Origin of the sequence: Paracoccus aeridis, assembly GCF_004923205.2 — a bacterium.
In the GTDB taxonomy this organism is placed as follows: Bacteria; Pseudomonadota; Alphaproteobacteria; order Rhodobacterales; family Rhodobacteraceae; genus Paracoccus; species Paracoccus aeridis.
In genome coordinates, this window is the sequence record NZ_SELD02000018.1 from 25,606 (window position 1) to 52,110 (window position 26,505).

27 protein-coding genes are annotated in these 26,505 nt (G+C 68.8%); 1 reads left to right on the plus strand and 26 read right to left on the minus strand.

Annotated elements, in window-relative coordinates; translation table 11 throughout:
• The first annotated feature begins 42 nt into the window (after window positions 1-42).
• Entirely contained in the window at window positions 43-2,325 is a 2,283-nt protein-coding gene (locus tag ELI80_RS06825) for an NADP-dependent malic enzyme (RefSeq protein ID WP_136650372.1), read from the plus strand.
• A 48-nt stretch (window positions 2,326-2,373) separates the two neighbouring features.
• Here the strand turns inward: ELI80_RS06825 and aroA are convergent, their stop codons facing one another.
• The 26 genes from aroA to ELI80_RS06955 all read right to left on the minus strand — a co-directional run bounded on the left by aroA (window position 2,374) and on the right by ELI80_RS06955 (window position 26,313).
• The gene (gene aroA / locus ELI80_RS06830) at window positions 2,374-3,705 is read right to left on the minus strand and encodes a 3-phosphoshikimate 1-carboxyvinyltransferase (protein ID WP_136650373.1); all 1,332 of its coding nucleotides are present in this window, start codon (window positions 3,703-3,705) and stop codon (window positions 2,374-2,376) included.
• A 148-nt stretch (window positions 3,706-3,853) separates the two neighbouring features.
• A complete protein-coding gene (gene trmB, locus ELI80_RS06835; protein ID WP_136650374.1) occupies window positions 3,854-4,549 on the minus strand; it encodes a tRNA (guanine(46)-N(7))-methyltransferase TrmB in 696 nt (231 codons plus the stop codon).
• Between the two features lie 64 nt (window positions 4,550-4,613).
• A complete protein-coding gene (locus ELI80_RS06840) occupies window positions 4,614-6,287 on the minus strand; it encodes a ribonuclease J (RefSeq protein ID WP_136650375.1) in 1,674 nt (557 codons plus the stop codon).
• A complete protein-coding gene (locus ELI80_RS06845) occupies window positions 6,280-7,059 on the minus strand; it encodes a type III pantothenate kinase (protein WP_136650376.1) in 780 nt (259 codons plus the stop codon). The genes ELI80_RS06840 and ELI80_RS06845 overlap by 8 nt, the downstream gene beginning before the upstream one ends.
• Window position 7,060: 1 nt before the next feature.
• Window positions 7,061-7,843 (minus strand): biotin--[acetyl-CoA-carboxylase] ligase, encoded by a 783-nt coding sequence (locus ELI80_RS06850; protein WP_136650377.1) that lies wholly within the window; start codon window positions 7,841-7,843, stop codon window positions 7,061-7,063.
• On the minus strand, window positions 7,836-9,347 hold the full coding sequence (nuoN, locus tag ELI80_RS06855; RefSeq protein ID WP_136650378.1) for an NADH-quinone oxidoreductase subunit NuoN: 1,512 nt from the start codon (window positions 9,345-9,347) through the stop codon (window positions 7,836-7,838). Before nuoN ends, ELI80_RS06850 begins: the two co-directional genes overlap by 8 nt.
• Before the next feature lie 12 nt (window positions 9,348-9,359).
• Window positions 9,360-10,907 carry an NADH-quinone oxidoreductase subunit M gene (locus ELI80_RS06860; protein ID WP_136650379.1) on the minus strand — a complete coding sequence of 516 codons (1,548 nt, stop codon included), beginning with the start codon at window positions 10,905-10,907 and terminating at the stop codon, window positions 9,360-9,362.
• 1 nt (window position 10,908) lies between these two features.
• Window positions 10,909-13,215: an NADH-quinone oxidoreductase subunit L gene (gene nuoL, locus ELI80_RS06865; protein ID WP_136650380.1), complete on the minus strand. Its 2,307-nt coding sequence runs from the start codon at window positions 13,213-13,215 to the stop codon at window positions 10,909-10,911.
• A gap of 10 nt (window positions 13,216-13,225) precedes the next feature.
• Window positions 13,226-13,531: an NADH-quinone oxidoreductase subunit NuoK gene (gene nuoK, locus ELI80_RS06870; RefSeq protein ID WP_136650381.1), complete on the minus strand. Its 306-nt coding sequence runs from the start codon at window positions 13,529-13,531 to the stop codon at window positions 13,226-13,228.
• Window positions 13,532-13,669: 138 nt separating this feature from the next.
• Window positions 13,670-14,272 (minus strand): NADH-quinone oxidoreductase subunit J, encoded by a 603-nt coding sequence (locus ELI80_RS06875; RefSeq protein WP_136650382.1) that lies wholly within the window; start codon window positions 14,270-14,272, stop codon window positions 13,670-13,672.
• Window positions 14,269-14,676, minus strand: coding sequence for a carboxymuconolactone decarboxylase family protein (locus tag ELI80_RS06880; RefSeq protein WP_131673198.1), 408 nt, complete (start codon window positions 14,674-14,676; stop codon window positions 14,269-14,271). Before ELI80_RS06880 ends, ELI80_RS06875 begins: the two co-directional genes overlap by 4 nt.
• A gap of 51 nt (window positions 14,677-14,727) precedes the next feature.
• Complete coding sequence (nuoI, locus tag ELI80_RS06885) at window positions 14,728-15,219, minus strand: NADH-quinone oxidoreductase subunit NuoI (RefSeq protein ID WP_131673199.1); 492 nt, start codon at window positions 15,217-15,219, stop codon at window positions 14,728-14,730.
• 1 nt (window position 15,220) lies between these two features.
• On the minus strand, window positions 15,221-15,418 hold the full coding sequence (locus ELI80_RS06890; RefSeq protein WP_136650383.1) for a hypothetical protein: 198 nt from the start codon (window positions 15,416-15,418) through the stop codon (window positions 15,221-15,223).
• Window positions 15,419-15,421: 3 nt separating this feature from the next.
• Complete coding sequence (gene nuoH, locus ELI80_RS06895) at window positions 15,422-16,486, minus strand: NADH-quinone oxidoreductase subunit NuoH (protein ID WP_136650384.1); 1,065 nt, start codon at window positions 16,484-16,486, stop codon at window positions 15,422-15,424.
• Between the two features lie 18 nt (window positions 16,487-16,504).
• The gene (locus ELI80_RS06900; RefSeq protein ID WP_136650385.1) at window positions 16,505-17,317 is read right to left on the minus strand and encodes a YNQ4 family lipoprotein; all 813 of its coding nucleotides are present in this window, start codon (window positions 17,315-17,317) and stop codon (window positions 16,505-16,507) included.
• Window positions 17,318-17,321: 4 nt separating this feature from the next.
• Window positions 17,322-19,355, minus strand: a complete 2,034-nt coding sequence (gene nuoG / locus ELI80_RS06905; RefSeq protein ID WP_136650386.1) for an NADH-quinone oxidoreductase subunit NuoG — start codon at window positions 19,353-19,355, stop codon at window positions 17,322-17,324.
• A 28-nt stretch (window positions 19,356-19,383) separates the two neighbouring features.
• Window positions 19,384-19,617 carry a hypothetical protein gene (locus ELI80_RS06910; RefSeq protein WP_143803205.1) on the minus strand — a complete coding sequence of 78 codons (234 nt, stop codon included), beginning with the start codon at window positions 19,615-19,617 and terminating at the stop codon, window positions 19,384-19,386.
• On the minus strand, window positions 19,614-20,048 hold the full coding sequence (locus ELI80_RS06915; protein ID WP_236641371.1) for a DUF5333 domain-containing protein: 435 nt from the start codon (window positions 20,046-20,048) through the stop codon (window positions 19,614-19,616). The genes ELI80_RS06910 and ELI80_RS06915 overlap by 4 nt, the downstream gene beginning before the upstream one ends.
• Before the next feature lie 137 nt (window positions 20,049-20,185).
• Window positions 20,186-21,481, minus strand: a complete 1,296-nt coding sequence (gene nuoF / locus ELI80_RS06920; protein ID WP_136650388.1) for an NADH-quinone oxidoreductase subunit NuoF — start codon at window positions 21,479-21,481, stop codon at window positions 20,186-20,188.
• Window positions 21,482-21,494: 13 nt separating this feature from the next.
• Complete coding sequence (locus ELI80_RS06925; RefSeq protein ID WP_236641372.1) at window positions 21,495-21,731, minus strand: DUF5337 domain-containing protein; 237 nt, start codon at window positions 21,729-21,731, stop codon at window positions 21,495-21,497.
• The gene (locus ELI80_RS06930) at window positions 21,728-22,504 is read right to left on the minus strand and encodes a hypothetical protein (RefSeq protein ID WP_136650389.1); all 777 of its coding nucleotides are present in this window, start codon (window positions 22,502-22,504) and stop codon (window positions 21,728-21,730) included. The genes ELI80_RS06925 and ELI80_RS06930 overlap by 4 nt, the downstream gene beginning before the upstream one ends.
• Before the next feature lie 6 nt (window positions 22,505-22,510).
• Complete coding sequence (gene nuoE, locus ELI80_RS06935; RefSeq protein ID WP_136650390.1) at window positions 22,511-23,383, minus strand: NADH-quinone oxidoreductase subunit NuoE; 873 nt, start codon at window positions 23,381-23,383, stop codon at window positions 22,511-22,513.
• Window positions 23,384-23,420: 37 nt separating this feature from the next.
• Entirely contained in the window at window positions 23,421-24,659 is a 1,239-nt protein-coding gene (locus ELI80_RS06940; protein ID WP_136650391.1) for an NADH-quinone oxidoreductase subunit D, read from the minus strand.
• Window positions 24,659-25,306: an NADH-quinone oxidoreductase subunit C gene (locus tag ELI80_RS06945; protein ID WP_136650392.1), complete on the minus strand. Its 648-nt coding sequence runs from the start codon at window positions 25,304-25,306 to the stop codon at window positions 24,659-24,661. Before ELI80_RS06945 ends, ELI80_RS06940 begins: the two co-directional genes overlap by 1 nt.
• 3 nt (window positions 25,307-25,309) lie before the next feature.
• Window positions 25,310-25,957 (minus strand): NuoB/complex I 20 kDa subunit family protein, encoded by a 648-nt coding sequence (locus ELI80_RS06950; protein WP_328592239.1) that lies wholly within the window; start codon window positions 25,955-25,957, stop codon window positions 25,310-25,312.
• Window positions 25,948-26,313, minus strand: coding sequence for an NADH-quinone oxidoreductase subunit A (locus ELI80_RS06955; RefSeq protein WP_136650393.1), 366 nt, complete (start codon window positions 26,311-26,313; stop codon window positions 25,948-25,950). The genes ELI80_RS06950 and ELI80_RS06955 overlap by 10 nt, the downstream gene beginning before the upstream one ends.
• Window positions 26,314-26,505: the final 192 nt, after the last annotated feature.

Here is a 26,505-nt window from a genome sequence, read left to right on the forward strand (position 1 = left end):
GAACGCGGCTAGCGTTCGACACAACGGACAACGGGGACAGACATGGACGAACGGCGGCAGGACACGGCCCGGCAGGCGGCGCTCGATTATCACGAGTTTCCGCGCCCGGGAAAGCTGGAAATCCGGGCGACGAAGCCGCTCGCGAACGGCCGCGACCTGAGCCGCGCCTATTCCCCCGGCGTGGCCGAGGCCTGCATCGAGATCAGGGGCGACGCCGCGGCGGCTGCCCGCTACACCGCGCGCGGCAACCTCGTCGCCGTGGTCAGCAACGGGACGGCGGTGTTGGGGCTGGGGAACATCGGCCCGCTCGCCTCGAAGCCGGTGATGGAGGGCAAGGCGGTCCTGTTCAAGAAGTTCGCCAACATCGACTGCTTCGACATCGAGGTGAACGAATCCGATCCCGAGCGCCTCGCCGCCATCGTCCGCGCGCTGGAGCCGACCTTCGGCGCGATCAACCTTGAAGACATCAAGGCGCCCGACTGCTTCATCGTGGAAAAGCTGTGCCGCGAGTCGATGAACATCCCCGTCTTCCACGACGACCAGCACGGGACGGCCATCGTGGTGGGCGCGGCGGCGACCAACGCGCTTCTGGTCGCGGGCAAGCGGTTCCAGGACATCAAGGTCGTGTCCACCGGCGGCGGCGCGGCGGGGATCGCCTGCCTCAACATGCTGCTGAAGCTGGGCGTCCGGCGCGAGAATGTCTGGCTGTGCGACATCCACGGCCTCGTCCACGAGGGCCGGGACATCGACATGAACCCCGAAAAGGCGGCGTTCGCCCAGGCCACCGACCTGCGCACGCTCGACGACGTGATCGACGGCGCGGACCTGTTCCTCGGCCTGTCCGGCCCCGGCGTGCTGACGCCCGGGATGGTGGCGCGGATGGCGGGTCCGCCGATCGTCTTCGCGCTCGCCAACCCGCAGCCCGAAATCATGCCCGAGGACGTGCGCGCCGCCCGCGCCGACGCGATCATCGCCACCGGCCGCAGCGACTTCCCGAACCAGGTCAACAACGTCCTCTGCTTTCCCTTCATCTTCCGCGGCGCGCTGGACGTCGGCGCGACCTGCATCAACGACGAGATGCAGATCGCCTGCGTCGAAGGGATCGCCGCGCTCGCCCGCGCCACGACCAGCGCCGAGGCCGCGGCGGCCTACAGCAGCGAACGGCTGAGCTTCGGGCCGGAGTACCTGATCCCCAAGCCGTTCGACCCGCGCCTGATCGGCGTGGTCGCGACCGCCGTCGCCCGCGCGGCGATGCAGTCGGGGGTGGCGGCGCGGCCCCTGGCCGATCTCGACGCCTACAAGCGCAGCCTCGACAACTCGGTCTTCCGCTCGGCCCTGATCATGCGCCCGGTGTTCGAGGCGGCGGCGACCGCCACCCGCCGGATCGTCTTCGCGGACGGAGAGGACGAGCGCGTCCTGCGCGCCGCCAACGCCATGCTGGAGGAAACGACCGAGGTGCCGATCCTCATCGGCCGCCCCGACGTGATCGCGACCCGCTGCGAACGCGCGGCCTTGCCGATCCGGCCCGAGACCGACTTCGAGATCGTGAACCCGGAAAGCGACTCGCGCTACCGGGACTACTGGGAAACCTACCACCGGCTGATGGCGCGGCGCGGTGTCACGCCGGACGTGGCGCGGTCGATCATGCGGACCAACACCACCGCGATCGGCGCGATCATGGTTCACCGGAACGAGGCAGACAGCCTGATCTGCGGCGCGGTCGGGCAGTTCTCGTGGCATCTCGACTTCATCCGCCAGGTGCTGGGCCGCGACGGGCTGGACCCGGTGGGCGCGCTGTCGATGATGATCCTGCAGGACGAGCCGATCTTCATCGCCGACACGCAGGTGAACCACGATCCCACCCCGGAACAGGTCGCGGCGTCCGCCGTGGGCGCGGCGCGCCATGTCCGCCGCTTCGGGCTGACGCCCCGGATCGCGCTGTGCAGCCACTCGCAGTTCGGCAACCTCGACACCTATTCGGGCCGCAAGATGCGCGCGGCGCTGGCGCTGCTGGATGCGGCCCAGGTCGATTTCATCTACGAGGGAGAGATGCACGTGGACGCGGCACTCGACCCGTCGGTGCGGGAACGGATCTTCCCCGGCTCGCGGCTGGGCAACGACGCGGCGAACGTCCTCATCTTCGCAGGCTCCGACGCGGCGTCGGGGGTGCGCAACATTCTCAAGACCCGCGCCGAGGGGCTGGAGGTCGGGCCGATCCTGATGGGCATGGGCAACCGCGCCCATATCGTGACGCCCTCGATCACGACGCGGGGGCTTCTGAACATCTCGGCCCTCGCGGGCACCCCGGTCGCCCATTACGGCTGACCGGGGCGGTTCGAGGGCCGGTCCGGGGGGCCCGGGGGGCGGGCCGGCTCAGCCGATATCCGCCCCCAGTTCGCGCATCAGCGGCAGGAAGTCGGGGAAGCTGGTCGCGATCGGCCCCGCGTCGTCGACCGTCACGGGCGCGCGGGCGGCAAGGCCGAGGACCAGGAAGCTCATCGCGATGCGGTGGTCCAGATGGGTCCGGCAGGTCGCGCCGCCGGGCACCTCGGCCATCCCGTGAACGGTCAGGCTGTCGCGGGTTTCCTCGACCACGACCCCGTTCGCCTCGAGGCCCCGCGCCATCGCGTCGATCCGGTCGCTTTCCTTGACCCGCAGCTCGGCCACGCCGTGCATGACCGTCGTGCCCTGGGCAAGCGCGGCCACGACCGACAGGATCGGAAACTCGTCGATCATGCTGGCGGCGCGCTCAGGCGGCACCTCGACCCCGCGCAGCGCCGAATGGCGCACGACGAGGTCCGCGACCGGCTCGCCCCCCTCCTCGCGCTCGTTCTGCCAGGTCAGGTCGGCGCCCATCTCGGCGAGCGTGACGTAGAACCCGTCGCGGGTCGGGTTGCGGCTGACCCCAGGCACCCGAAGCTCGGACCCGGGCACGATCAGCGCCGCCGCCACCGGGAACGCGGCCGAACTCGGGTCTCGCGGCACCGCCACCTCCTGCGGCCGCAACTCGGGCTGGCCCGTCAGGGTGATGACGCGGCCCTCCTCGGTGACCTCGGTGCAGATCGCCGCCCCGAAGCCCGCGAGCATCCGCTCGGTATGGTCGCGCGTGGGCTCCGCCTCGATCACCACGGTCTGCGCGGGCGCGTTCAGCCCGGCGAGCAGCACCGCCGACTTGATCTGCGCGCTTGCGACGGGCGTCCTGTAGCGCACCGGCACCGGATCAGCCGCCCCCCGGATCGTCACCGGCAGCAGCCCCCCCTCGCGCGCCGTCACCTCGGCACCGAACTGCCGCAGCGGATCGGTGATCCGCCCCATCGGCCGCCGCGAAAGGCTGGCGTCGCCGGAGAACGTCGCGACGATCGGCGTGGTCGCCATCGCCCCCATGATCAACCGGACGCCGGTCCCCGAGTTGCCGCAGTCGATCACGCCGGACGGTTCGGCGAACCCGCCGACGCCCACGCCGTGCACCGACCAGCTGCCCTCGCTCACCCGTTCGACCTCGGCCCCGAAAGCCTGCATCGCACGCGCGGTGTCCAGCACGTCCTGCCCTTCGAGAAGCCCGGTGATCCGCGTCTCGCCGACCGCAAGCGCGCCCAGGATCAGCGCCCTGTGGCTGACCGACTTGTCGCCGGGCACCCGCGCCTCGCCCGTCAGGGGTCCGGTGCGGCAGGCGGTCAACATCATCGGTTCGGTGTCGTGCGGCATGGCGGCTCCTCGTCTTTCGGCGCGACACTAGCGCGGGTCGGGGCGCCCTTCCATCTTCTGTCCCGAAATATCCCCGCCGGAGGCTCCCGCCCTGCAGTCGAATCCGCCGCCGGGTCGGCCGCCGGACCCTGCCGCCGGGCCCGCCGCCCTAGCGCCGGAACGTCGCGTAGTGCGGCACGCGGCCTTCGCGAAGGGCCTTCTGCTCGTAGCGGGTCGAATGCCAGTCGTCCCACGCCGCCGGCCCCTCGGCCACCAGCGCGAAGCCGGCCTTCGGCACCTCCTCCAGCGTCTGGCGCATGTAGTCGGGGATGTCGGTCGCGACGCGGAACTCGGCCCCAGGCGCCATCACCCGGTGCAGCGGCACCAGATGCTCGGGCGTGACGAAGCGGCGGCGGTGGTGGCGTGCCTTGGGCCACGGATCGGGATAGTTCAGGAACGCCCGCGCGATCGACGCGTCGGGCAGCACGTCCATCAGGTCGCGCGCGTCGCCGGGATGGACCGAGACGTTCGTCACTCCCGCCGCCCGGATCTTGCCCAGCAGCATCGCGACGCCGTTGATGAACGGCTCACAGCCGATGATGCCGATGTCGGGATAGCGGGCGGCCATCGCCACCATGTGCTCGCCCCCGCCGAAGCCGACCTCGAGCCACAGCGGCCGGTCGTCCCCGAAGATCGCGCGCGGATCGACCGGCGCGCGGTTCGGGTTCTCGTGGATCGTGATCCCGCGCGGGCGCAGGTCGCCCAGGTCCTCGGACAGGTAGCCCTTCTGGCTCTGCCGCAGGGTCTTGCCGTGACGGCGGCCGTAGAAGTTGCGGCGGGGCGGGGTCGGGTCGAACTCGGTCATGGCCGGGCGATGCCGCGCGGCGGCGGGAAGGTCAAGTGGCCGCCCCGCCCACCCGCGCCCGCCGTCAGTCCGCGGCGAGACGGCTGATGATGACCTTTACCTCGGGCTTCTTGCCGATCTCGTCCATGGCGACGTTGCGGGTGATCCTGCGGATCGCCTCGTCCAGCTTCTTGTCGTCCATGACGGTGCGGGCATCGGCGCGGTCGAGGAACTCGGCCAGCTCGGATTCGAGATGCCTGACCAGCGGCACCCCGGCGCGGCCCTGCCCCGCCAGACCCATCGTTTCCACCCACGCGTCGGGCAGCGGCTCGTCGTTCTCGTCGATGATGATCGACACCGTCGCGTGCCCGTTCAGCGCCATGCGGATCCGGTCGCGGACGATCCCGTCCATCGCGCCGATCAGGACGGTCCCGTCCAGGTACAGCCGGCCCGTCGCCACGTCGTCCACCACGCGCGGCGCCGGGCCGGTCAGGTCCAGCATCGTGCCGTTGGTGGCGATGGCGGTGGCGATCCCCTTCGCCTCGCCCAGCGAGGCGTGTTCGCGCAGGTGCATGTGCTCGCCATGCATCGGGATCAGGATCTCGGGCTTCAGCAGGTCGTGGACCGCCTGCAGGTCGGGGCGGTTCGCGTGGCCCGAGACGTGGTAGAACCCGTCGTCGGCGTCGAACACGTCCACGCCCCGGCGGCTGAGGTTGTTCATGATGCGGATCACCGGGCGCTCGTTCCCCGGGATCGTGCGGCTCGAGAACAGGAAGCTGTCGCCTTCCTTCAGCTCGATCCCCAGATAGCGGCCCATCGACAGCTGCATCGACGCGGCGCGGCGTTCGCCCTGGCTGCCGGTGACGATCAGCATGACCTTGTTGCGCGGAAGCTCCGCTGCCTGTTCGGGGCCGATCACGTCGGGAAAGCTGGTCAGCACCCCGGTTTCGATCGCGGCCGTCACCATCTTGCGCATCGCGCGGCCCAGCAGGCAGATCTGCCGGCCCGCGGCGATCCCTGCGTCGGCCAGCGTCTTCAGCCGCGCCACGTTCGACGCGAAGGTGGTCGCCACCACCATCTGCTTCTGCGCGACCACGAAGTCGAGAAGCGGGTTCGCCAGCATCGCCTCGGACCGGCCCGGGTTGGGGCTGAACACGTTGGTCGAATCGCACGCGAGCACCTTCACCGGGCGTTCGTTCGCGATCTCGTGCCAGAGGATCGGGTCGAACGGCTCGCCCACCACCGGCGTTCCGTCCAGCTTGAAGTCGCCGGTGTGGACGATCCGGCCCGCCGGCGTGTCGATGACCAGCGCCGAGCTTTCGGGGATCGAGTGGCTCAGCGGCACGAACTGCACGTCGAAGGGGCCGGCGTGCACGATCTCGGGCCGGGCGGCGACGATGCGGAGCTGGTCTGTCGGCTGGCCCGCCTCCTCCATCTTCATGCGGGCGAGCGTGCCGGTGAAGCGGCGGGCGTAGACCGGCACCTTGAGGCGGCCGTACAGCAGCCCCAGCGCGCCCACGTGATCCTCGTGCCCGTGGGTGATGAAGATCGCCTCCAGCCGGTCGCGGTTGTCCTCGAGCCAGCCGGGATCGGCCATGATGAGGTCGATCCCCGGCGCGCTGTCCATGTCGCCGAAGGTGACGCCCAGATCGACCAGGATCAGGCGTTCCCGCCCCGGCTCGCCGTAGCCGTAGACATAGGCGTTCATGCCGATTTCGCCTGCGCCGCCTAGCGGCAGATAGATCAGGCGCTCAGCCATTGCCCATCTCCTTGTTGTAATCGTGGATGAGCCGAAGCCCGTGCATCGTCAGATCGTCGTCCCAGCTGTGGAACAGCCCGTCCGCCTGGTCGAACAACGGGGCCAGCCCCCCGGTTGCAATCACCGTCATCCTGCGGCCGCGCTCGCCCTCGATCCGCGCGCAGATCTCGCGGACGACGCCGACATAGCCCCAGAACACGCCCGACTGGATGCAGGCAACGGTGTTCGTGCCGATCACCTGCTGCGGCTGCGTGACGTCCACGTGCGGCAGCGACGCCGCGCCCATGTGCAGCGCCTCGAGCGACAGGTTCACGCCGGGCGCGATCACCCCGCCGACATAGGCGCCGTCGGTGTCCACCACGTCGAAGGTCGTGGCGGTGCCGAAATCGACCACCGTCAGGTCGGGGCCGTAGCGGTCGAACGCGGCCCAGGTGTTCACCAGCCGGTCAGGCCCCACGGTCGTGCCCTCGTCCACGCGCGGCTGCACCGGCAGCAGGCAGTCGGGCTTGCCCACCACCAGCGGGCGCAGGTCGAAGTAGCGGTTGCAGAGGACGCGGAGGTTGAACACCACGCGCGGCACGGTCGAGCTGATGATGCAGCCGTCGATCGCCACCTCGAGCTTCCGGAGCGCGATCATCGACGACAGCCAGACGAAGTATTCGTCGGCGGTCCGCAGGTGATTGGTCGAGATGCGCCAGTGGCCGAGGAAGCTGTTCCCGTCCCAGATCGAAAAGACCGTGTTGGTGTTGCCGGTGTCGATGCACAGAAGCATGTCAGGCGCCTTCCGCGAAGTAGACGTCGGCGGCGGGCACGACCTCGCGCCCCTCCGCGGTCGTCAGCACCAGCGCGCCCGACTCGTCGATTCCGTCGAAGCGACCGGTCCGGGTGCGGGGCCCGGTCCGGGCGGTGATCGTCTGGCCCAGCTTCGCGGCGCGCGCCATCCACGCGGCGCGGATGGGCGCGAAGCCGCCGCGCGCCAGTGTCGCCTGCCAGTCGGCGAAGGCCGGGGCGAGCAGGTCGAGGAAGTCGTCGGGCGAGACCGCGTGGCCGGTTTCCGACGCGACCGAGACGGGCGGCAGCGCGCCAAGTTCGACCTCGCCTGCGCCGGGTGCCGCGGCAAGGTTGACGCCGATCCCCACCGCCAGCAGGTCCACGCCCGCCGCGCCGCCCCCGCCGAGCCCTTCCAGCAGGATGCCGGACACCTTGCCGCCATTCAGCAGAACGTCGTTGGGCCACTTGATCGCGAGCCGCGCGGCAGGCCCGCAGGCCGCCGCCAGCGCGTCGTGGACGGCCAGCCCGGCGATGAAGCCCAGCCGCGCCGCGTCCTGCGCCTGCCCCGGGGACCGCATCACCAGCGTCGCCGCGAAGTTGCCGGCGGGCATCACCCATGTCCGCCCGCGCCGCCCGCGCCCGGCGGTCTGGTCCCGCGCCATGATCCACGCGGGGCCGCTGAGCGAAGGCGCCAGCCGCATCGCCTGCGCGTTCGTGCTGTCGATGCGGTCGAAGACGTGGCGCGCCACGCCCGTCGGCCACGCCGCAGGGCGGGTGTCAGTCAACGTGGGCCGTCGCCACCGCGACCGGGTCCGCAACGGCGGGCTGGGCCGCCACCAGCGCCGCCGCCGCGCGGCCCGCCGCGTCGTCCACGCCCAGCATGGTAACCGCGCCCAGCGTCATGATCGCGGCCGACCCGACCAGCGCCGCCCACTGGAACCCGCCCATCCGGGTGGTCAGCACGCCGTCGCGCGCGGTCCCGAAATACATGTAGTAGACGATCCGCAGGTAGTAGAAGGCGCCGATCACCGACGCGATCACGCCCAGGACCGCAAGCCAGCCGAGGCCGGCATCGACCGCGGCCGACAGCACCGCGAACTTGGCGAAGAAGCCGAGGAACGGCGGCACGCCGGCAAGGCTGAACAGCAGGACCAGCATCGCCGCCGCCTTCAGCGGCTCGGTCCGCGCGAGCAGGTTCAGGTCGTCGAGGGCGGTCACGGCGCGGCCGTTGCGCTCCATCGCCAGGATGAAGGCGAAGGCCCCCACGCCCATCACCGCATAGATCGCCATGTAGAGCAGCATCGCCTCGACCCCGACCACCGTGCCGGCGGCAAGCCCGACGAGCGCGAAGCCCATGTGCGAGATCGACGAATAGGCCATCAGTCGCTTGATGTCGCGCTGCCCGATCCCGGCAATCGAGCCGAGGAACATCGACAGCACCGCAAGCAGCGCGATGATCTGGGTCCAGTCGCCGACGACGTTGCCGAAGCCCGCGAACATCAGCCGCGCGAGCATCGCCATCGCCGCCACCTTGGGCGCGGTCGCGAAGAATGCGGTCACGGGGGTGGGCGAGCCTTCGTAGACGTCGGGCGTCCACATGTGGAACGGCACCGCGCTGACCTTGAAGGCAAGCCCCACCAGCAGGAACACCATCCCGAACAGCAGCCCGATCGGAAGCTCGCCGCCGGACACCGCGCCCGCGATCGCGGCGAGGTTGGTCGTGCCGGAAAAGCCGTAGACCAGCGACGCGCCATAGAGCAGCATCCCCGAGCTGAGCGAGCCCAGCACGAAATACTTCAGCCCCGCCTCGGACGAACGGACGCTGTCGCGGCGCAGCGCCGCCACGACGTAGAGCGCGAGCGACTGCAGCTCCAGCCCCATGTAGAGCGTCAGCAGGTCGCCCGCCGACACCATCACCATCATGCCGATGACGGCGAGGACGACCAGCAGCGGCAGCTCGTACCGCATCATGCCGTGGCGAGTGAGGTAGTCGACGCTCATCCCCAGGACGGCGGCGGCGGACAGCAGGATCACGATCTTGGCGAAACGGGCGAAGCCGTCGTCGATGAACATGCCAAAGAACGCCTGCCCGCCCGCGGCGGTGCCGAAGCCGCCGTGCCAGCCGCGGCCGATCGCGAAGGCGGCGACCAGCAGCGCGACGACGGTCAGCCACAGGATCGTCCGGCCCTGCGCGTCCTTGCCGGTGAACGATCCCAGCAGCAGCGCGACCAGCGTGAACAGCGCCAGCGCCGCTTCCGGCATGATGGTCCAGAAATCAAGCGAGGTCATGGCCGCGCCCCCTTAGTGGCCGGCCGTGGCCACGACCGCGACGGGCGCGGGCGCAGGCTGGCTGGCGTGATAGTCCTGAAGCAGCGCCGCGACGGCGGGCCGGGTGATGTCGGTGACGGCGCGCGGATAGACCCCCAGAAGCAGCGTCATGGCGATCAGCGGGACGAAGATCCAGCGCTCGCGCGGGGACATCTCGCGCATGGACATGAGACTGCCCTTGATCAGGTCGCCAAGCGCCACGCGGCGATAGAGCCACAGCGCATAGCCGGCCGAAAGGATCACGCCCGAGGTCGCGAACAGCGCGACCCAGGTGTTGACCCGGAAGGTGCCGAGCAGCGTCATGAACTCGCCCACGAAGCCGCTCGTGCCAGGCAGGCCCACGTTCGCCATGGTGAAGAACAGGAAGATCAGCGCATAGATCGGCATCCGGTTCACCAGCCCGCCATAGGCGTCGATCTCGCGCGTGTGGAGCTGGTCGTAGATCACGCCCACCAGCAGGAACAGCGCGCCCGACACGAAGCCGTGGCTGATCATCTGGAAGATCGCGCCGTCCACGCCCGCCTGGTTCGCCGCGAAGATCCCCATGGTGACGTAGCCCATGTGCGCGACCGAGGAATAGGCGATCAGCTTCTTCATGTCGGTCTGCACCAGCGCGACGAGGCTCGTGTAGACGATGGCGATGGCCGACAGCCACAGGACCGCGGGCTGGGCGATGGCGGACGCCTCGGGGAACATCGGCAGGCTGAAGCGCAGGAAGCCGTAGCCGCCCATCTTCAGCAGGACCGCCGCCAGCAGAACCGAGGCGGCGGTCGGCGCCTGAACGTGCGCGTCGGGCAGCCAGGTGTGGACCGGCCACATCGGCATCTTGACCGCGAAGCTCGCGAGGAACGCGAGGAACAGCAGCGTCTGCGTGCCGCCCAGCAGGTAGGTGCCGAACATGGGGATCGGCTCGCTCGGGAAGTCGAAGCCCATCAGCGCCGGGATGTCGGTCGTGCCCGCGAGCGAGACCATCGTGACCATCGCCACCAGCATCAGGACCGAGCCGAGGAAGGTGTAGAGGAAGAACTTGAACGTGGCGTAGATGCGGTTCGCCCCGCCCCAGATCCCGATGATGAGGAACATCGGGATCAGCCCGGCCTCGAAGAACAGGTAGAACAGGAACAGGTCCAGCGCGGTGAAGACGCCGATCATCAGCCCTTCCAGTACCAGGAAGGCGATCATGTAGTCCTTGACGCGGTCGGTGACGCGCCAGGTGGACAGGATCACCAGTGGCATCAGGAACGTCGTGAGCATCAGGAACAGGATCGAGATGCCGTCCACGCCCATCTTGTAGCGCAGGCCCATGATCCATGGCTGGTCCTCGACGAACTGGAAGCCGGTGTCGTTCGGATCGAACCCGGCCAGGACGAAGCACGACAGGATGAACGTGGCCGTGGTCGCGACCAGCGCCAACCAGCGGGCGTTCCGGGCCGCGGCCTCGTCCTCGCCGCGCAGGAACAGCGCGAGGATCAGCCCCGCCACGATCGGCAGGAAGGTGATGACGGACAGAAGGTTGGTCATATCAGAGCGTGCCCCGCATCATCACCCAGATCAGAAGGCCGACGAGGCCGATCACCATGCCGAAGGCGTAGTGGAAGAGATATCCCGACTGCACCCGGCCGGCGAAGCGCGTGACGCGCGGGATCAGCCCCATCGCCACGCCGTTGATCGCGCCGTCGATGGTCCGCCCGTCGCCGCCGTGCCACAGCGCCCGCCCGATCCAGCGCGCGGGGCGGACGAAGACGAAGTCGTAGAGTTCGTCGAAGTACCACTTGTTGAGAAGGAAGCGGTAGAGCGGCTTCTGCGTCGCGGCCAGCCGCGCGGGCGCCGACGGATTGCGGACATACATGATCCACGCCAGCGCGAAGCCCGCGAGCATCGCGAAGAAGGGCGAGGCCTTGACCCAGACCGGGGAGTGGTGCGCCTCGTCCAGCACGTGGTTGTCGGGGTGCATGTAGATCGCGCCGCCGACCGGGGCCGGAACGTCGGTGCGGACGCCGGTGTCCTCGCCGTCGACCGGCGTGCCCTCGCCTTCCGCGGCATGGGCCACGGCGGGTTCGGCGGTCTCGGCCGGGGCGGTTGCGTGGTCGGCCGGCTGGGTCGCCCCCGTCGCGGCGTGGCCGGCCCCGGCGGGCGCGCCCGCCTCGCCGTGGCCCCCGGCCTGCGCGACGTGGAAGAACTCGTTCACGCGGTGGTGGTCGCCGAAGAAGGGCCCGTACCAGACCATCCCCGCGAAGACGGCGCCGATCGCCAGCACGCCCAGCGGCACCAGCATGACGGCGGGGCTTTCATGGGCGTGTTCGTAGGCGTGCAGGCCGCCGTGATGGCCGTGGTCGTGGTGCCCGTGGTCGTCGTGGCCGTGGGCATGGCCGTGGCCGTGGCCGTGCTGATGATCGGCGGCGGCGGCAGAGGTCTGGACCTCTTCCTCGGCCTTGATCTGCGGGTCCCAGACCTGCTGCGGGCGGGGTTCGCCGAAGAAGGTCAGGAACATCAGCCGCCAGCTGTAGAAGCTGGTGAACATGGCCGAGATGACCAGCAGCCAGAAGGCGTAGGTCGCGCCTGCGCCGAAGGCGCTTTCGATGATCGCGTCCTTGGACAGGAAGCCCGCGAAGCCGATCGTTGTCAGCGGGATGCCGACGCCGGTGATCGCGAGCGTCCCGATCAGCATCGCCCAGAAGGTCAGCGGGATCTTGCGGCGCAGGCCGCCGTAGTTCCGCATGTCCTGTTCATGATGCATCGCGTGGATGACCGACCCCGCGCCGAGGAACAGCATCGCCTTGAAGAAGGCGTGGGTCAGCAGGTGGAACATCGCGACCGAATAGACGCCGACGCCCGCGGCGACGAACATGTAGCCGAGCTGCGAGCAGGTCGAGTAGGCGATCACGCGCTTGATGTCGTTCTGGACGAGGCCCACCGTCGCCGCGAAGAACGCGGTCGAGGCGCCGATCAGCACGATGAACGCCTTGGCGTCGGGCGCGAATTCGTAGAGCGGCGACATCCGGCAGACCAGGAACACGCCCGCCGTCACCATGGTGGCGGCGTGGATCAGCGCCGAAACGGGCGTCGGCCCCTCCATCGCGTCGGGCAGCCAGGTGTGCAGGCCCAGCTGCGCCGACTTGCCCATCGCGCCGATGAACAGCAGCACCGCCACGACCTCGGCCGCGTTCCAGTCGCGCCACAGGAAGTGCATCTGCGTGTCCGCGATCCGCCCGACCTGCGCGAAGATCTCGTCGAACTGGATCGTCCCGGTCAGCCAGTAGAGCGCGAAGATCCCCAGCAGGAAGCCGAAGTCGCCGACGCGGTTGACGACGAACGCCTTCATCGCCGCGGCGTTGGCGCTGGGTTTCTTGTAGTAGAAGCCGATCAGCAGGTAGGACGCGAGGCCCACGCCTTCCCAGCCGAAGAACATCTGCAGCAGGTTGTCGGCCGTCACCAGCATCAGCATGGCGAAGGTGAAGAACGACAGATAGGCGAAGAAGCGGGCGCGGTAGGGCTCGTCCTCGGTCCAGTTGTCGTCGTGGGCCATGTAGCCCAGCGAATACAGGTGGACGAGCGCCGAGACGGTCGTCACCACGATCAGCATGATCGCGGTCAGGCGGTCGATGCGGATGCCCCACTCGCCGTGGAAGCCCTCGGTCACGATCCAGTCCATGACGTGGATGTGGCGCACGGTGCCGTCGAAGCCCAGGAACACGGCCCAGGACATCGCACAGGCCGCGAACAGCACCGCCGTGGCGAGATACTGCGCGCCCTTTTCCGAGATCACGCGCCAGCCGAATCCCGCAATGATCGAGGCGACCAGGGGCGCAAAGAGGATGAACTTTTCCATGCCCGTGCCCTCAGCCTTTCATCACGTTGACGTCTTCGACCTCGATGGTGCCGCGGTTGCGGAAGAACACCACGAGGATGGCAAGCCCGATAGCCGCCTCGGCCGCCGCGACCGTCAGCACGAACATCGTGAAGACCTGCCCCGAAAGATCGCCCAGATGCGCCGAGAACGCGACGAAGTTGATGTTCGCCGAAAGAAGGATCAGCTCGATCGACATCAGGATGACGATCACGTTCTTGCGGTTCACGAAGATGCCGAACACGCCGGTGACGAACAGGATCGCCCCCACGACAAGGTAATGTGTCAGTCCGATCATCTGTCTGTCCCTCCGGTCGCCTTGCCGGTGTTGTCTGTCGGGCGTGGTTTCCGCGCCGTCCTATCTCACGCCGTTCGCATCGAACAGCCCCGCGCTAGCGGCCCCGGAGCGCACGCGCCCGAGGCCGAAGCCGCTGCCTCACAGCCCCTGCCCCGGCTTCGGGTTGGTCATCCGCATCGCCTTCGCCGGATCCCGCCACATCTGCTGCAGCACGTCCTGCCGCTTGACGTCGCGGCGGTGGCGCAGGGTCAGCAGGATCGCGCCGATCATGGCGACCAGCAGGATCAGCCCGGACAACTGGAACGCCAGCAGGTAGCGGTCGTACAGCACCGCCCCGATGGCATGGGTGTTGAGCGTGTTCTCGACGATCGGCACGGCGCGGGCAGCGCCGGCATTCGTGGACGATTCCCAGGCGCCGAAGCCCACGATGAGCATCGCCAGCATCACCAGCGCGATCAGCCCGCCCAGCGGAAGGTACTGGGCCAGCTCGCCCTTGAGCTGGGCGAAGTCCACGTCGAGCATCATCACGACGAACAGGAACAGCACCGCGACCGCGCCCACGTAGACGATCACCAGCAGAAGCGCGACGAACTCCGCCCCCAGCAGGATGAACAGTCCCGCCGAGGCGAGGAACGTCAGGATCAGCCACAGGACCGAATGGACCGGGTTGCGCGAGATCACGACCATGAACCCGCCGACCACCACGGACAGCGCGAACAGGTAGAAGGCGAAGGTCATCATTTCCGGTCGTCCTCTTCGGCAAAGACTGACTGGGCCACGTCCAGCGCCTTCTGCATGGCGGGCATCCCGCCGAACATGCTCATCTGCCAGATCGTCTCGGCGATCTCGCGCGGGGTGGCGCCGGCCTCGCGCGCGTGGCGCACGGCAAGGCGCAGCTGCGGCTCGGCCACGGCGCCCTGCACCGTCAGCGCGCCGATCGTCAGCAGCAGCCGGGTCTTGGCGTCCAGCCCCTCGCGGTTGAAGGTGCGGCCGAACCACATCTCCATCATGTCGGCGGACATCGTGGGGAACATCTTCTCGATCGCGCGGGTGTCGAGGTTTTCCAGCCCCGGATTGAACGCGCGCGCCATTTCCTGCCCCGAGGCGAGCATCTGCGAGAACATCTTGGTGAAGGCGTCGCTCATCGGGCGGGGATCTTCCGGCATCGTCGTTCAGGCGGGGTCCGTTAGGCAGGCTCAGCGGTAGGGCGCGTCGATCTGCAGGTTGCGGGCGATCTCGGCCTCCCAGCGGGCGCCGTTGTCCAGGAGCTTCTGCTTGTCGTAGAACAGCTCCTCGCGCGTCTCGGTCGCGAACTCGAAGTTGGGGCCTTCGACGATCGCATCGACCGGGCAGGCTTCCTGGCAGAAGCCGCAATAGATGCACTTGGTCATGTCGATGTCGTAGCGGGTGGTCCGGCGCGACCCGTCCTCGCGCGGCTCGGCGTCGATGGTGATGGCCTGCGCCGGGCAGATCGCCTCGCACAGCTTGCAGGCGATGCAGCGTTCCTCGCCGTTGGGATAGCGGCGCAGCGCGTGTTCGCCGCGGAAGCGGGGCGACAACGGGCCCTTTTCATGCGGGTAGTTCAGCGTGGCCTTGGGCGACACGAAGTAGCGCATCCCGAGCGCGAAGCCCTTGATGAAGTCCCACAGCAGGAAATACTTGGTCGCGCGGACCAGATCGACGGCCATCTTACAGCGGACCCCCGTCACGCTCGGGCGCGTCCTGCGGGGCGCCGAAACGGGACAGCGCGCCCACGATGACGTGCTTGGCGACCTCGTCCTGCACCAGCCCGTGCGGCGCCAGCGCGTCCAGCAGGTGCTGCGCAAGCTCCGCCTTCTCGATCTCGGTGGCGTTCGTCAGCGCGATCGCGATCTCATTGTTGGTCATGGCTTATCCTCCGACTACGGTTGCGCCGATCTGCGTCAGGTGGTCCCAGCGCGCCCACGCGCCGCCGAGAACCTGGTAGCGCGCGAGAAACGCGACCAGCACCACCCAGGCGAGCGACAGCGGCAGGAACACCTTCCAGCCGATCCGCATCAGCTGGTCGTAGCGATAGCGCGGCACGATCGCCTTCACCATCGCGAACATGAAGAACCAGAACGCCATCTTCAGGAACATCCACAGCGCGCCGTCGGGCAGGCCGGGGATGGGCGACAGCCAGCCGCCGAAGAACAGCAGCGAGATCAGCGCGCACATCAGCCAGATGGCGATGTATTCGCCGCCCATGAACAGCAGGTAGGGCGTGGACGAATATTCGGTCATGTGCCCCGCGACCAGTTCCGATTCAGCCTCGGCCAGGTCGAAGGGGGCGCGGTTCGTCTCGGCCAGGCAGCTGATGAAGAACAGCACCAGCATCGGCAGATGCGCGAACCAGTACCAGTTGAACAGCCCGTAGGCGCCGCGCTGGCTTTCGACGATCCCCGACAGGTTCATCGTCCCGGCCGAGATGATGACGCCCACGATGATGAGGCCCAGCGACACCTCGTACGAGATCATCTGCGCCGCCGACCGCAGCGAGGCGAGGAACGGGTATTTCGAGTTCGAGGCCCAGCCGCCCATGATGACGCCGTACACCTCGAGGCTGCTGACGGCGAAAATGAACAGCACGCCCACGTTGATGTTGGCCATCACCCACCCGTCCGAGAACGGGATCACGACGAACGCGAACAGCGCAAGCATCATGGACAGGAACGGGGCCAGGAAGAACACGAACTTGTCCGCGCCCGCCGGGACGACGATTTCCTTGAGCACGTATTTCAGCGCGTCTGCCACGGTCTGCAGCAGGCCCCACGGACCCACGACGTTCGGCCCGCGCCGCATCTGCACGGCGGCCCAGATCTTGCGGTCGCCATAGACCAGGAACAGCAGCGAGATCATCACGAAGGCGATGATCGCAAGGCCCTGCGCCAGAAGGATCAGGGTCGCCCCGAGAGGGGATGCCAGGAACTCAGCCATTCACGTCCATACCTTCGTTCACGCGGCGGGGATGCCGCGATCCTTGCACTCGCGCAAGGTTGCGTTGGTTTCCATGACCCGCAGGCCCATCGGCTTCTTGCTCGAGGTCGTGAAGACGGACCCGATCAGCAGCTTGCCGTTGCGCTCGTCCTGCAGGGTGCGGATGTGGCGCGCGAAGTCGCTTCCCTCGTCCTGCGCCCAGCCCGCCAGCGCGCAGGTGGCATAGGCCATTGCCACGTCGGCGTCCACCCCCGGCCGCAGGTTCGCCGTGACCTCGACCAGCGAGCCGCGCTTGTCGCTGCCGAGCGTCTGGACCTTGACGGCGATGAAGTCCTTGGGGTCGGCCTTGAAACCGTCGGGCAGCCTGGGCAGCGCAGGCTGGGTCCGGGCAGCGAAGTCCTTCAGCGCCTTTTCCTGCGCGGTGGGACCGCGCGGGGCGCTGCGGGCGCCGCGGGCGCCGCCGCCGTCGCGCCGGCCGTTCGGGAACCCGGCGACGACCGGGGCCGCCGACAGGTCGATGCCGAGGTTCACGGACAGCGCCTCGAGCTCTTCCTCGGACACGTCGAAGGCGTCGCGGCCGCTCGCGCTGTCCAGCGCGACCTCGCTCACGGTCCCGTCGGGTTCCAGGATCAGGATGTCGCCCGACTTGGTGGACACGCGGCCGCGCGACATCTGCATGCCGCCCTTGCCGTTCTTGACCACGGCCACGCCCAGCTCGCCGGGCTTGGCCGAGGGCCGTGGATCGTTCGTCGTGCCGCAGCCGGCCAGCATCGCGGCGACCGCCGCGCAAGCCAGGAAAGCTGCGGCCGGGCGTGCTGCGTGCCGGGCCATCGTGTTACTCCGCCGCCATTGCCGGCGCCGAGCGCTCGGCCGCCATGGCCGACAGCTGGCCCATCAGGGCCGAGCTGCGCGCGATCGGGTTCGACAGGTAAAAGTCGTTCAGTGCCGGGCGGAAGTCGGCGCCGCCGAGCGGGCCGGCCTCGACCGGGGTCAGGGCGTTCTCCGGCACCTCGTCGATGCGGGCGAGGTGCGGCACGGCATCGACCAGCGCGCGGCGCAGCTCGGTAAGGCTCTGCCACGGCTGGGCCTCGCCCAGAAGCGGCGACAGCGCGCGGATGATCGCCCAGTTCTCCTTGGCCTCGCCCGGCGCGAAGTTCGCGCGCAGCGCCAGCTGCGGCCGTCCTTCGGTGTTGACGAAGAGACCGTTTTCCTCGGTATAGCAGGCGCCCGGCAGGATCACGTCGGCGCGGTGCGCGCCCCGGTCGCCGTGGCTGCCCTGGTAGATGACGAAGGGGCCGCCCGCATCCCAGGGGGTGATGTCCACCTCGTCCGCGCCCAGGCTGTAGATCACCTCCGCGCCTTCGATCGCGGCGGCAAGCCCGCCCTCGGTCACGGCACCCACGTCCATCGCGCCCACCCGGCTCGCCGCCGTGTGCAGGATCAGGAGACCCGAGTTAGAGTTCTGCGCAAGCTTCATCGCGTGGCCCAGCACCGCCTCGCCGTCGGCCTCGCGCAGCGCGCCCTGCCCCACGATCACCATCGTCGGCTTCTCGCGCGTCTCGTCCGAGATCGTCCGCCCCGACAGGCCTTCCAGCGCCGCCCGGTCGGTGCCGACATGGGCGTAGTCGTAGGTCAGATCGGCGGCCTCGCCCACCAGCCCGACCTTCGCGCCGTGGAGCCAGGCCTTGCGGATGCGGGCGTTCAGGACCGGCGCCTCGACCCGCGGGTTGGTGCCGACAAGCTGGATCATCTGCGCGCCGTCGATGTCCGCGATCGACGCGGTGCCGACATAGGCCGAGCGGTTGCCGGTGGGCAGCTTCGCCCCGTCGGTGCGGCATTCGACCGTGCCGCCGATCGCTTCGACCAGGTTCTTCAGCGCGAACACCGCCTCGACCGGGGCCAGGTCGCCCACAAGCCCCGCGACCTTGCGGCCCTTCATGGCGTTCGCCGCGGCCTCCAGCGCCTCGGGCCAGGTGGCCGGGCGCAGGCGGCCGTTCTCACGGACGTAGGGCCGGTCGAGCCGCTGGCGGCGCAGCCCGTCCCAGACGAAGCGGGTCTTGTCGCTGATCCATTCCTCGTTCACGCCGTCATGGTTGCGGGGCAGGATCCGCATGACCTCGCGCCCCTTGGTGTCCACGCGGATGTTCGAGCCGAGCGCGTCCATCACGTCGATCGTCTCGGTCTTGCGCAGTTCCCAGGGGCGGGCCGTGAAGGCATAGGGCTTGCTGACCAGCGCCCCCACCGGGCACAGGTCGATGATGTTGCCCTGCAGGTTCGATTCCAGCGTGTTGTTGAGATAGCTCGTGATTTCGCTGTCCTCGCCGCGCCCGGTCTGGCCCATTTGGGTGATGCCGGCGACCTCGCTCGTGAAGCGCACGCAGCGGGTGCAGCTGATGCAGCGGGTCATGTGCGTCTCGACCAGCGGGCCGAGGTTCAGCTCCTCGCTGGCGCGCTTGGGCTCGCGGTAGCGGCTGAAGTCCACGCCGTAGGCCATGGCCTGGTCCTGCAGGTCGCATTCGCCGCCCTGGTCGCAGATCGGGCAGTCCAGCGGGTGGTTGATGAGCAGGAACTCCATCACCCCCTCGCGCGCCTTCTTGACCATGGGCGAGTTGGTGCGGACCTCGGACGGGGCGCCGTCCGGGCCCGGGCGCAGGTCCTTGACCTGCATCGCGCACGAGGCGGCGGGCTTGGGCGGGCCGCCCACGATCTCCACCAGGCACATGCGGCAGTTGCCGGCGATCGACAGCCGCTCGTGATAGCAGAAGCGCGGCACCTCGATCCCGGCCTGTTCGCAGGCCTGGATCAGGGTCAGGTTGGGATCGACGTCGATCAGCTGGTCGTCGATCTTGATGGTGCGAAGATTGCTCATCCTGCCGTGCCTTGCGCTCTGCCTCGGGTCACGGGGACCCGGGCCTGCCGTCCTTATACCCGGTCGACGCGCCCGTTTCGACGGGGATCGCGAATGCCGACTCGGGCTGTTGCATTGTGGTCCGTGTCGCGGTCTGCGCCACCGCCGCGGGCGGCGCAAGGGCCGTGGCTGCGGCCTTCGCGAGCACGGCGTCCGCCAGCAGCATCGTCGCCGCGGCGGCGGCCGTGATGGCGATCCCCACCCAGCGCACCACCCGCTTCATTTCGCCACCAGAAGCGAGCCGGTAACGCTGTTCGCCGCGATCTCGGCCCGGCCGAGCGTGCAGTAGCTGCCCGCATCGCCCTTCTGCACGCCCTTCGAGGCCATGTAGTCCTCGGCCACGGCGTAGATGCGCTGCCGGTCGGGCTTGCTGTCGAGGAAGCTGTCGATCTGCTGCTTGCTGTAGCCCTTGTCGAGCGCATACCGCTCGAGCGCGCGGGCCTGCTGGAACGCGAAGATGATCCGCCCCTCGATGCTGGGGCAGTTGCGCCGGATCTGGTCGGCGATCCGCGCGGCGATCAGGCGGTCGTTGATGTAGCGCTCGCTGGATAGCGGCTCGAGCGCGAAGGCGGTGGCGGCGAGCGCCCCCACGGTCATCACGGCGGCCGCCACGGCGGTCCTCAGGGCGGCAAGGGTCTTTCGTGTGGTGGTCATGGCGTGTCCTCGTTGCAGATGCCTGCAACATAGGGATTCTCGCGCCGGCCTGCCGCACACGAGACGGTCAGGCCCGCGTGAGCCGCGAGACCTCCGCCGGTCTGCTCGTCGAGGGGGAGGATCCGGCCCGTCATCGATTATTCCGCGGCCATCGCGCCCATGCGCCCGGTGCGCTTGGCCTTGATCCGGTCCTCGATCTCCTCGCGGTAGTGCCGGATCAGGCCCTGGATCGGCCAGGCGGCGGCGTCGCCGAGGGCGCAGATGGTGTGGCCCTCGACCTGTTTGGTCACGTCCAGCAACATGTCGATTTCCTCGACCTCCGCCTCGCCGCGGACGAGGCGGTCCATGACGCGCATCATCCAGCCGGTGCCCTCGCGGCAGGGCGTGCACTGGCCGCAGCTTTCGTGCTTGAAGAACGCCGACAGGCGCCACACCGCCTTCACCACGTCGACCGACTGGTCCATGACGATCATGCAGGCGGTGCCGAAGCTGGACTTCAACTCGCGCATGCCGTCGAAGTCCATGATCGCGTCCTCGCACAGATGCGCGGGCAGGATCGGGCAGGACGCGCCGCCGGGGATGATCGCCTTGAGGTTCTTCCACCCGCCGCGGATGCCGCCCCCGTGCTTCTCGATCAGCTCGCGCATCGGGATCGACATGGCTTCCTCGACCACGCAGGGGGTGTTGACGTGCCCGGTCAGGCCGAACAGCTTCACGCCCGCGTTGTTGGGGCGGCCGAAGCTCGCGAACCACTCGGCCCCGCGGCGCAGGATGGTGGGGACGACGGCGATCGATTCAACATTGTTCACGGTGGTCGGGCAGCCGTAAAGCCCCGCGCCGGCCGGGAACGGCGGCTTCATGCGCGGCATCCCCTTCTTGCCTTCCAGGCTTTCCAGCAGCGCGGTTTCCTCGCCGCAGATATAGGCGCCCGCGCCGTGATGCAGGTACAGGTCGAAGTCCCAGCCCGATTTCGCCGCGTTCGCGCCCAGAAGGCCCGCGTCGTAGCATTCGTCGATCGCGGCCTGCAGCGCCTCGCGTTCGCGGATGTATTCGCCCCGGATGTAGATGTAGGCCGCGTGCGCCCCCATCGCGAAGGACGCAATCAGCGCGCCTTCGATCAGCGTGTGCGGATCGTGGCGCATGATCTCGCGGTCCTTGCAGGTCGCGGGCTCGGATTCGTCGGCGTTGATGACGAGGTAGGACGGGCGGCCGTCGCTTTCCTTGGGCATGAAGGACCACTTCATGCCGGTCGGGAAGCCTGCCCCGCCGCGCCCGCGCAGGCCCGACTTCTTCATCTCGTCGATGATGCCGTCGCGCCCGCGCGCAATCAGCTCGGCGGTCCCGTCCCAGTGGCCGCGCGCCCGCGCCCCGCGCAGCGAACGGTCGGCCATGCCGTAGAGGTTGGTGAAGATCCGGTCCTGATCGCTCAGCATTCGCGTCGTCGTCCTATCGTTTGCGCGGCAGGCCGCCGCCGTCGCGGCGCCGCCAGATCCGCCAGGTCACCAGCAGCGACCAGACCAGCGCCCCCATCGCCGCCAGATCGGCGAGGAAAGCGTATTCCACGGGCCAGCCATATCGCCGCCCGGCCCAGTTCACCGCGAGCCAGGCGAGCATGGTGAGCGCGATCACCGCGCCGACCAGCCGCATCTGGCCGCTGTCGTCCCGGGGCGGGTGGCCGTTCAAACGGCGTTCCCTCCGGAGGAGCCGCCGTCGATGTTGCCGCCGCCACTTCCACTTCCGCCGCCCTCGCCGCCGGTCACGCGGATCTTGCCGCCGCGCAGGCGCGCGGAGTGCCCTGCGTCATCGTCCCGCTGTGCCGCCAGCCGCTCGGACGGGCCGTTGGGCGGCAGCTCGTCCTGCGCACCGCCGGGTTCGGCGACCGGGACGGCCTCGCCCGGCATGTCGTGATGCTCAGACTGTGACGGCACGGCCATGACCGAGCGCGTATCCTCGAGCGGGCTGTCCTGCGCCAGCGGCGCGGGCTCTGCAAGGGGTGCCGCGCCGGCCGACTGCTGCGCGAGGTCGGCCGCGGGCACGTTGCCGAATGTCGGCGCCTGGCCGTTGCGTGCCGACGCCAGCACCGCGCCCTCGGACATGGTGCGCGCGGCGCCCGCGATGATGCCCGAGGGCGGCGCGAGCCTGCCCAGCGGCGCGACTGTCCGTTCCTCGGACCCCGACCCGGTGATGACGGTGCCTTCGGGTCCGGGATCGGCATGGCGGTCCATGCCGATGTCGCGCCCCTCGATCGCCTCGTTGCGGTCGCGGTCGCCCGCGCTGTCTTCGGAATGGCCGCTGCACAGCAGCCACTGCAGCAACCCGCCGGCAAAGAGCGCCGCGACCACGCCGACGACCACGGCGGCCGCCGCGCCCATGCCGGGAAGGCCGAACAGCAGCACGATCAGCCCGATGACCGCCCCGGCCATCCAGCAGTTCCGCTTGCAGACGCTTGGTTGCATGGATCCTTACTCCGTGTCCTTGGCGTCGGCGGGCTGCCCCGCCGGCTCGCGCTTGGAAATCGGCCGTGCCGCCGACGTGCCGGGCGCTTCCTGCTCGGTCACGCCGGTCTCGTCGGCCGGCCGGCCGGCGGACGGCCGCGGGTCGGTCTCGCCATGGCCTTCGGCTTCCGCCGGGCGGCGCTGCCAGGGGCTGAGGATCGGCACCTCGGTCCCGTCGATCCGCTTGACCGTGTCGCGCAGCTTCAGCGCCAGCGCGACCGAGGCGTTGTCGCTCTCGCCGCCCTTCGCCGCCGCAAGCGCGACCGGGCCGCCCAGCGGCTCGGACGAGAAGCGGCCGTTCTGGGGGCCCGGCACCGGCAGCTGCCCCGCGGCGAGTGCGTCGAGCAGCGCCGACAGCTTCGCGGCGGTCAGGTCCTCGTAGTAGTCCTTGCCGATCTGGGCCATCGGCGCGTTGGAACAGGCGCCCAGGCACTCGACCTCTTCCCACGAGAAGTTGCCGTCCGCCGACACGGTGTGCGGGGTCGGCGCGATCCGCTGGCGGCAGACCTCGATCAGCTCGCCCGCGCCGCAGATCATGCAGGTCGTAGTGCCGCAGATCTGGATGTTGGCAATCCGGCCAACGGGTTGCAGCTGGAACATGAAGTAGAAGGTGGCGACTTCCAGCACCCGGATATAGGCCATGCCGAGCATGTCGGCGACGTACTCGATCGCCGGGCGCGACAGCCAGCCTTCCTGTTCCTGCGCGCGCCACAGGAGCGGGATCACCGCCGACTGCTGGCGCCCCTCGGGGAACTTCGTCATCTGCGCGCGCGCCCATGCGAGGTTCTGCGGCAGGAACTCGAACGACTCGGGCTGGACGGGGGACAGGCGGCGCAGCATCAGGCGGGCACTCCGGAAACGTATGTCGTGGCAGCGTTCACCGGTCCACCTCGCCGAACACGATGTCCGTGGTCGCGATCAGCGCGGTCACGTCGGCAAGAAGGTGGCCGCGCGCCATCCAGTCCATCGCCTGCAGGTGCAGGAAGCCCGGCGCGCGCAGCTTGGCCCGGTACGGCTTGTTGGTGCCGTCGCTGACCATGTAGACGCCGAACTCGCCCTTGGGCGCCTCGACCGCGGCATAGACCTCGCCCGCCGGGACCTTGAAGCCTTCGGTGTAGAGCTTGAAGTGGTGGATCAGGCTTTCCATGTCGCGCTTCATGTCGGCGCGCCTAGGCGGCGTCAGCTTGCCGCGCGCCAGCACCTCGCCCGCGGGCTCGGCCTTCAGCCTGGCGACGCAGTCGCGGATGATGCGGGTGGACTGCCGCATCTCCTCCATCCGGCACAGGTAGCGGTCGTAGCAGTCGCCATTGGTGCCGACGGGAACGTCGAACTCGAACTCGTCATAGCATTCGTAGGGCTGCGAGCGGCGCAGGTCCCAGGCGAGGCCCGAGCCGCGCGCCATCACGCCGGAAAAGCCCCGCTCCAGCACGTCCTGTTCCTTGACGATGCCGATGTCCACCGTCCGCTGCTTGAAGATGCGGTTCTCGGTGATCAGCGTGTCGAGATCGCGGATCGTCCTGGGAAACTGGATCGCCCAGTCGTCGATGTCGTCCAGAAGCTTCGGCGGAAGGTCCTGGTGGACGCCGCCGGGGCGGAAATACGCCGCGTGCAGGCGGGCGCCCGACGCGCGCTCGTAGAACACCATCAGCTGCTCGCGCTGCTCGAAGCCCCAGAGCGGCGGCGTCAGCGCGCCCACGTCCAGCGCGCCCGTGGTCAGCGTCAGCAGGTGGTTCAGGACCCGGCCTATCTCGGAATACAGCACCCGGATCAGGCTGGCGCGGCGCGGGATCTGCACCCCGGCCAGCTTCTCGATCGCGAGACACCAGGCGTGTTCCTGGTTCATCGGCGACACGTAGTCGAGCCGGTCGAGATACGGCAGGTTCTGCAGGTAGGTCCGGCTCTCCATCAGCTTCTCGGTGCCGCGGTGCAGCAGGCCGATATGCGGATCGCAGCGTTCGACGATCTCGCCGTCGAGCTCGATCACCATCCGCAGCACGCCGTGCGCGGCCGGGTGCTGGGGGCCGAAGTTGATGTTGAAGTTGCGGATGCGCTGCTCGCCGGTCAGCGTGTCGACGCTGCCGTCGTCATAGACGTTCGTGCGGATGTCGCCGTCCATCACTTCTTGCCTTCTGCGGTGACGCCGATGGTCGCGGGCGCCTTTTCGTCGCCGGGCAGCACGTATTTCGCGCCTTCCCACGGCGACAGGAAATCGAACTGCCGGTATTCCTGCGTCAGGCTGACGGGTTCGTAGACGACGCGCTTCTCGGTATCGCTCCACCGCACCTCGACATAGCCGGTGGTGGGAAAGTCCTTGCGCAGCGGATATCCCTGAAAACCGTAGTCGGTGAGGATGCGGCGCAGGTCCGGGTGGCCCGAGAACATGATCCCGAACATGTCGAACACCTCGCGCTCGAACCAGTCGGCGCAGGGGTGGATACGGGTCAGCGACGGGACCAGGTCATCCTCGCGCACCGCGGCTTTGATGCGGATACGCTGGTTGGTGTACATGGACAGCAGTTGCCAAACGACGTCGAAGCGCGCCGGTCGGTTCGGGTGGTCGATCGCGGTGATGTCGACCAGCGTGCTGAACCGGCAGGTGGGCTCGGTCCGAAGGAACTCGACCAGCCCCGCGATGCCGCCGGCGTTGACGTTCAGCGTCAGCTCCTCGAACTCGACCTTGTGCGACAGCACGTCGTTCTGCCGGCGATGGGCGATCATGCTGCCCAGCTCGGCCAGCGCCGCGGGATCGGGATAGACGGCCATGGCTTACCTCACCAGCGTGCCGGTACGGCGGATCCGGCGCTGCAACTGCAGGATGCCGTACAGCAGCGCCTCGGCCGTGGGCGGACAGCCCGGGACGTAGATGTCCACCGGCACGATCCGGTCGCAGCCGCGCACGACGGAATAGGAATAATGATAGTAGCCGCCGCCGTTCGCGCAGGATCCCATCGAGATCACGTAGCGCGGCTCGGGCATCTGGTCGTAGACCTTGCGCAGCGCGGGGGCCATCTTGTTGGTCAGCGTGCCCGCGACGATCATCAGGTCCGACTGCCGGGGCGAGGCGCGGGGCGCCGTCCCGAAGCGCTCCACGTCATAGCGCGGCATCGAGGTCTGCATCATCTCGACCGCGCAGCAGGCCAGCCCGAAGGTCATCCAGTGCAGGCTGCCGTTGCGGGCCCAGTTGATGATGTCCTCGGTCGTGGTCAGCAGGAAGCCCTTGTCCTGCAGTTCGCGGTTCAGCTCGCGCGTGGCCACGTCGCGGTCGGCGCCTGCGGTGTTCGCGCCGGTCTGGAACCCGGCGTCGGGCCGGATCAGCCCCGACTGCACGCCGGTCGGGTGCGCGCCGTGATGCGCGGGGTTGGCGATCGTGCCCGCCCCGGCATGCGCGGGGCCGGCCTTGTCCATCAAGCCCATTCCAGCGCCCCTTTCCGCCATTCATAGGCGAAGCCCACCGTCAGAACGGCCAGGAACACCATCATGGACCAGAACGCGACCTCGCTGAGGCTGACGAAGCTGACCGCCCACGGGAACAGGAACGCCACTTCGAGATCGAAGATGATGAACAGGATCGACACGAGGTAGAACCGCACGTCGAACTTCATCCGCGCGTCGTCGAACGCGTTGAAGCCGCACTCATAGGCGCTGACCTTCTCGGGGTCGGGGTTGCGGACGGCGATCACGGCCGCGGCGACCACGAGGAGGATCACCAGCGCGGACGCCATCCCGAGGAACACCAGAATCGGCAGATATTCGGACAGAAGATAGTCCACGCAGCGGCTCCCCTGGACGACGCGGCGGCAAGTGCCGCAGGTGGCTTGGCAGAGCGTCATGTAGCCCCGTGGCGCACCTTGGTCAATGCGACCCGGAATGTTTGCGGGCGCGGCGCGGACGCCGCGCCGCCACGTCGCGGCCCCTCTCCAGTAGCCGACGCTGGGCGTGGGCCCGGGTCGGAGAATGCGGGC

Bases quoted from the DNA above. Each gene is read 5' to 3' on its own strand.
- ELI80_RS06825 (WP_136650372.1), top strand. From the start codon at position 43: ATGGACGAACGGCGGCAGGACACGGCCCGGCAGGCGGCGCTCGATTAT.
- aroA (WP_136650373.1), bottom strand. From the start codon at position 3,705: ATGCCGCACGACACCGAACCGATGATGTTGACCGCCTGCCGCACCGGA.
- trmB (WP_136650374.1), bottom strand. From the start codon at position 4,549: ATGACCGAGTTCGACCCGACCCCGCCCCGCCGCAACTTCTACGGCCGC.
- ELI80_RS06840 (WP_136650375.1), bottom strand. From the start codon at position 6,287: ATGGCTGAGCGCCTGATCTATCTGCCGCTAGGCGGCGCAGGCGAAATC.
- ELI80_RS06845 (WP_136650376.1), bottom strand. From the start codon at position 7,059: ATGCTTCTGTGCATCGACACCGGCAACACCAACACGGTCTTTTCGATC.
- nuoN (WP_136650378.1), bottom strand. From the start codon at position 9,347: ATGACCTCGCTTGATTTCTGGACCATCATGCCGGAAGCGGCGCTGGCG.
- ELI80_RS06860 (WP_136650379.1), bottom strand. From the start codon at position 10,907: ATGACCAACCTTCTGTCCGTCATCACCTTCCTGCCGATCGTGGCGGGG.
- nuoL (WP_136650380.1), bottom strand. From the start codon at position 13,215: ATGGAAAAGTTCATCCTCTTTGCGCCCCTGGTCGCCTCGATCATTGCG.
- nuoK (WP_136650381.1), bottom strand. From the start codon at position 13,531: ATGATCGGACTGACACATTACCTTGTCGTGGGGGCGATCCTGTTCGTC.
- ELI80_RS06875 (WP_136650382.1), bottom strand. From the start codon at position 14,272: ATGATGACCTTCGCCTTCTACCTGTTCGCGCTGTCCGTGGTGGTCGGC.
- ELI80_RS06880 (WP_131673198.1), bottom strand. From the start codon at position 14,676: ATGAGCGACGCCTTCACCAAGATGTTCTCGCAGATGCTCGCCTCGGGG.
- nuoI (WP_131673199.1), bottom strand. From the start codon at position 15,219: ATGGCCGTCGATCTGGTCCGCGCGACCAAGTATTTCCTGCTGTGGGAC.
- ELI80_RS06890 (WP_136650383.1), bottom strand. From the start codon at position 15,418: ATGACCAACAATGAGATCGCGATCGCGCTGACGAACGCCACCGAGATC.
- nuoH (WP_136650384.1), bottom strand. From the start codon at position 16,486: ATGGCTGAGTTCCTGGCATCCCCTCTCGGGGCGACCCTGATCCTTCTG.
- ELI80_RS06900 (WP_136650385.1), bottom strand. From the start codon at position 17,317: ATGGCCCGGCACGCAGCACGCCCGGCCGCAGCTTTCCTGGCTTGCGCG.
- nuoG (WP_136650386.1), bottom strand. From the start codon at position 19,355: ATGAGCAATCTTCGCACCATCAAGATCGACGACCAGCTGATCGACGTC.
- ELI80_RS06910 (WP_143803205.1), bottom strand. From the start codon at position 19,617: ATGAAGCGGGTGGTGCGCTGGGTGGGGATCGCCATCACGGCCGCCGCC.
- ELI80_RS06915 (WP_236641371.1), bottom strand. From the start codon at position 20,048: ATGACCACCACACGAAAGACCCTTGCCGCCCTGAGGACCGCCGTGGCG.
- nuoF (WP_136650388.1), bottom strand. From the start codon at position 21,481: ATGCTGAGCGATCAGGACCGGATCTTCACCAACCTCTACGGCATGGCC.
- ELI80_RS06930 (WP_136650389.1), bottom strand. From the start codon at position 22,504: ATGCAACCAAGCGTCTGCAAGCGGAACTGCTGGATGGCCGGGGCGGTC.
- nuoE (WP_136650390.1), bottom strand. From the start codon at position 23,383: ATGCTGCGCCGCCTGTCCCCCGTCCAGCCCGAGTCGTTCGAGTTCCTG.
- ELI80_RS06940 (WP_136650391.1), bottom strand. From the start codon at position 24,659: ATGGACGGCGACATCCGCACGAACGTCTATGACGACGGCAGCGTCGAC.
- ELI80_RS06945 (WP_136650392.1), bottom strand. From the start codon at position 25,306: ATGGCCGTCTATCCCGATCCCGCGGCGCTGGCCGAGCTGGGCAGCATG.
- ELI80_RS06950 (WP_328592239.1), bottom strand. From the start codon at position 25,957: ATGGGCTTGATGGACAAGGCCGGCCCCGCGCATGCCGGGGCGGGCACG.